Genomic DNA, 3,975 nt, shown 5'->3' with positions numbered 1-3,975 from the left:
ATGTGTGGTGCGGTGTTATGGGCGTGACTGCTGTGTGTACTATCTCGTGTTGCTCGTGGTGATCTGTTGTTACAGTATGCGGCCACCACCGACACCTCGACCACCCTCTCCGTCGGCAGCGTCAGAGGTGGATAAGAGACCGGCGCGGGCCCGCCGCGGCAGGGGCCGGACGGCGCTCGTCGCCGGCGTCCCGGACGGCGACCTCGCCGCGTTCACCGAGGGCGCGCTGCTCGCCTCCTACGAGTTCAAGATCGGCGCCCCGCCGGCCAAGAAGGCGCTCGGCACCCTCGCCGTGCTGACCGAGGCCGGGCCGGAGGCCGGCGCCCCGGCGATCGAGGGGGGCACCGCGCGGGCGCGGGCCACCGCGCTGGCCCGCGACCTCGCCAACACTCCGGCCGGGGAGAAGGACCCGTCCTGGCTTGCCGCGCGGGCCGAGCAGGTCGCCACGGAGGCCGGCCTCACCGTCCGCGTCCGCGGCGAGAAGGAGCTGGCCGAGGGCGGCTTCGGCGGGCTGCTCGCCGTCGGGGGCGGCTCCGCCCGGCCGCCCCGCCTCATCGAACTGTCCTACGAGCCCGACGAGCCCGCCGAAAGGCACGTCGTGCTGGTCGGCAAGGGCATCACGTTCGACAGCGGCGGCCTGTCGCTGAAGCCGAACGAGGGCATGAAGACGATGAAGACCGACATGGCGGGCGGCGGCGCGGTCATCGCCGTCATGAGCGCGCTGCGCGGCCTCGGCGCCCGCGCCCGCGTCACCGGCCTGGTCGCGGCGGCGGAGAACATGCCGTCCGGGTCGTCGATGCGCCCCGGCGACGTGATCACCCACTTCGGCGGGACGACCTCCGAGGTGCTGAACACAGACGCCGAGGGGCGGCTCGTCCTCGCCGACGCGCTCGCCTACGCCGACGCCGAACTCGCCCCCGACGCGGTCGTGGACGTCGCGACCCTCACCGGCGCCGCCAAGGTCGCGCTCGGCCTGCGGCACGCCGCGCTGTTCGCCACCGACGACGCCCTCGCCGACGCGCTGACCAGCGCTGGAGCGGCTGCGGGCGAGCCGGTGTGGCGGCTCCCGCTGACGGCCGACTACCGCACCGCGATCGACTCCGACGTCGCCGCCGTCGCCAACATCGGGCGCGGCGGCTACGGCGGCGGCTCCATCACGGCGGCGCTGTTCCTGCGCGAGTTCACCGGCGACCGGCCCTGGGCGCACCTCGACATCGCGGGGCCGGGGCGCGCCACGTCCGACGATGCCGAGCTCACTCGGGGCGCGACCGGCTTCGGCGTCCGCCTGCTGCTCGACTGGCTCACTTAGTCCGGCGGTCGATGACCGGGACGCGGCGCCGCCGCCGGGCCTCCTTGACGATCTCCGCGAGCGTCGCGTCCCAGCCCTGCTCCACCGCGAAGCACCACGGGACGGCCGCCGCCGTGGACGGGACGTCCCGCATCGTCAGCGCAACGAGCTGCGGACGGTCCGACGTGCGCGCCAGCTCCGCCAGCTCCGGATCCGGCAGGAAGACCAGGTAGTCCTGCTCGCCCCGGCGGGTGCCGGCCATCCCGCGCCGCAGCGCCGCGATCCCGGCCACCTCGTCCCAGGGCAGCGAGCGCCCCGACGAGCGCGGCATGGGCCAGCGCGCCGGGCGCCGCACCCCCTCGCCGTCCAGGAGGAGGACGGGACGGCGCGCCAGCATCCCGCCGACCGACAGCAGCAGGCCCGTCCCGAACAGGACGAGCCCCGCCACCCCGAGCAGCATGAACGTGACGCTCCCCACGCCCATGCCGGCCACGACGCCGCTCGTGATGAATCCCACCGACGCGATGAACAGGATCAGGAACGCCACCGCCTGCCAGATCCCGCGCCACGTCACCCGGTTCCGCACCGCGAACACCTCGCGGACCTCGACCGTCTCCATGGTCAGGCGCGTTTGACGGCGCACAGCAGCCCGTCGCCGACCGGGGCCAGGAACGGGACGAGCCGGTCGTCGTCCAGGATCACGCGGTGCACCTCGCGGATCGCCTCGGTCTCCGGGTCGCGGTGCGCCGGGTCGGCGACCCGGTCGTGCCACAGCGCGTTGTCGAACGCGACCACGCCGCCGGGGCGCAGCAGCCGCAGCGCGTCCGTCAGGTACTCGGGGTACTCCCGCTTGACCGCGTCGCAGAACACCATGTCGTAGGCGCCGTCGGTGAGCCGGGGCAGCACCTCCAGCGCGGGCCCGCTGATCATCCGGGTGCGGAAGCCGGACAGCCCCGCCTCCCGGTAGGCGAGCTTCGCCAGCCGCTGGTGCTCGGGCTCGATGTCCACGCTCGTCAGCACCGCGTCCTTCGGCATGCCGCGCATCAGCCAGACGCCGGACACGCCGCAGCCGGAACCGACCTCCACGACCGTCCGCGCGCCGATCAGCGTCGCGAGGAAGCGCAGCGCCGCACCGCCCGCGGGGCCGATCGGGGACGCGCCGACCTCCTCGCCGCGCCGCCTGGCGGCCAGGAGCGGCTCGTCTTCGGGGAGGAAATCCTCCACGTAGGCCCGGGTGGCCTGAATGGCGTCGATGGCTGCCTCCTCGCGGGACCCCCGCATGCCTCATGCTGGAAAGACCATATCGTTGACAGGGAACCAACTGGAGTTTCAGCGCGTTGTCACCCGTGAAAGCAGAACCGCGCAGTTGGTTCAGGAACCGCCCCAGCCCAGGCGAGACCGTGCCGTTCCAAGGCGAGACCTTGGCTCACGAGAGAGGAACAGCCCGGCACCATGGGAGTCGCAGCACTCAGTTTCAGAAGCGCTGTGGGGGTCGGCGCCAGGCAGGGGCTTGGGAACGCCGCTCGCACCCGCGAGAACGCCCCCGAGGCCGAGTGGGCGCCGCCGTCCTGGGACGAGGTCGTCCGCGAGCACTCCGCGCGCGTCTACCGGCTGGCCTACCGGCTGACCGGCAACCAGCACGACGCCGAGGACCTCACCCAGGAGGTCTTCGTGCGCGTGTTCCGCTCGCTGTCGAACTACACACCGGGAACGTTCGAGGGCTGGCTGCACCGCATCACCACGAACCTGTTCCTCGACATGGCGCGGCGCCGCCAGCGCATCCGCTTCGAGGGCCTCGCCGACGACGCCGCCGAGCGCCTCCAGGGCCGCGAGCCGACCCCGGCGCAGGCGTTCGACGACACCAACTTCGACGCCGACGTCCAGGCGGCGCTCGACGCGCTGGCCCCCGAGTACCGCGCGGCCGTCGTGCTGTGCGACATCGAGGGCCTGTCCTACGAGGAGATCTCCGCGACGCTGGGCGTCAAGCTCGGCACCGTGCGCAGCCGCATCCACCGGGGGCGGGCGCAGCTGCGCGCCGCGCTGGAGCACCGCGCGCCGACCCGGCGCCGGCCCGGCACGCGCAACGAGTACCAGGCGGCCGAGGCGCGGCAGGCCGCCGATGACGGCGAGGCGGCGGCGCCGGCGGGGGGCCTGCGCGCGGCGGGCGGCGCGATGCCGCAGCCGGACGGCGTCTAGGCCGAACTCAACGCGCGCGGGGTGGGACCGCGCGCCTGACCGAATGGGAACGACGGAGGCGGCGTGAGTTGTCTGGGGGAGCGTCTGACCGCTCTGGTCGACGATGAGCTGGGACACGAGGAGCGCGACCGCGTGCTCGCCCATCTCGCGGGATGCGCCCAGTGCCGGGCCGAGGTCGCCGGCCTGCGCCGGCTCAAGGGACGGCTGCGGGGCCTGTCCGGGCTCCCCGCGGCCGACGGCGTCGACGACCTGCCGACCCCCGACTTCCTGACCCGGCTGCGCTCCCTGCCCGCGGCCGCCGAGCCGCCTCCCGCCGCCGACGTCCCGCCGCCGCACCGTCCGGCCCGGCCGCCGCGGTCATCGACCCGACCGGCGCGGCCCAGCGCCGGGCGGGTCGATGGCCGCAGCGGCCGGGCCGGACGGTGCGGCGGCGGGAATGCCCCTTACACACAAATCCACGCCACAGAGCAGAAACACACACTCATCCGCCG

General features: G+C 74.1%; 5 protein-coding genes. 3 read left to right on the top strand and 2 right to left on the bottom strand.

Annotation, left to right across the window (positions count from 1 at the left end; all coding sequences use genetic code 11):
- Nucleotides 1-127 precede the first annotated feature (127 nt).
- On the top strand, nucleotides 128-1,309 hold the full coding sequence (locus HUX53_RS07590; RefSeq protein WP_309237102.1) for a M17 family metallopeptidase: 1,182 nt from the start codon (nucleotides 128-130) through the stop codon (nucleotides 1,307-1,309).
- Here the strand turns inward: HUX53_RS07590 and HUX53_RS07585 are convergent.
- Nucleotides 1,302-1,907, bottom strand: a complete 606-nt coding sequence (locus tag HUX53_RS07585; RefSeq protein ID WP_176402444.1) for a hypothetical protein — start codon at nucleotides 1,905-1,907, stop codon at nucleotides 1,302-1,304. The two genes, HUX53_RS07590 and HUX53_RS07585, sit on opposite strands and share 8 nt — an antisense overlap.
- A 2-nt stretch (nucleotides 1,908-1,909) precedes the next feature.
- Complete coding sequence (locus HUX53_RS07580; protein ID WP_176402443.1) at nucleotides 1,910-2,569, bottom strand: O-methyltransferase; 660 nt, start codon at nucleotides 2,567-2,569, stop codon at nucleotides 1,910-1,912.
- A 171-nt stretch (nucleotides 2,570-2,740) separates the two neighbouring features.
- Between HUX53_RS07580 and sigE the strand changes: the two genes are divergently transcribed.
- Complete coding sequence (sigE, locus tag HUX53_RS07575; protein WP_255205028.1) at nucleotides 2,741-3,484, top strand: RNA polymerase sigma factor SigE; 744 nt, start codon at nucleotides 2,741-2,743, stop codon at nucleotides 3,482-3,484.
- 63 nt (nucleotides 3,485-3,547) lie between these two features.
- Nucleotides 3,548-3,975: anti-sigma factor (locus HUX53_RS07570; protein ID WP_176402441.1), on the top strand; the 428-nt coding region annotated here is incomplete at its 3' end.

This window comes from Actinomadura sp. BRA 177 (genome assembly GCF_013372625.1).
Taxonomy (GTDB): domain Bacteria; phylum Actinomycetota; class Actinomycetes; order Streptosporangiales; family Streptosporangiaceae; genus Spirillospora.
This window is presented reverse-complemented; position numbering and strand designations above follow the sequence as displayed.

What these genes read in the sequence shown, in the direction of transcription:
- HUX53_RS07585 (WP_176402444.1), bottom strand. Translation starts at nt 1,907, where the DNA reads ATGGAGACGGTCGAGGTCCGCGAGGTGTTCGCGGTGCGGAACCGGGTG.
- HUX53_RS07580 (WP_176402443.1), bottom strand. Translation starts at nt 2,569, where the DNA reads ATGCGGGGGTCCCGCGAGGAGGCAGCCATCGACGCCATTCAGGCCACC.
- sigE (WP_255205028.1), top strand. Translation starts at nt 2,741, where the DNA reads ATGGGAGTCGCAGCACTCAGTTTCAGAAGCGCTGTGGGGGTCGGCGCC.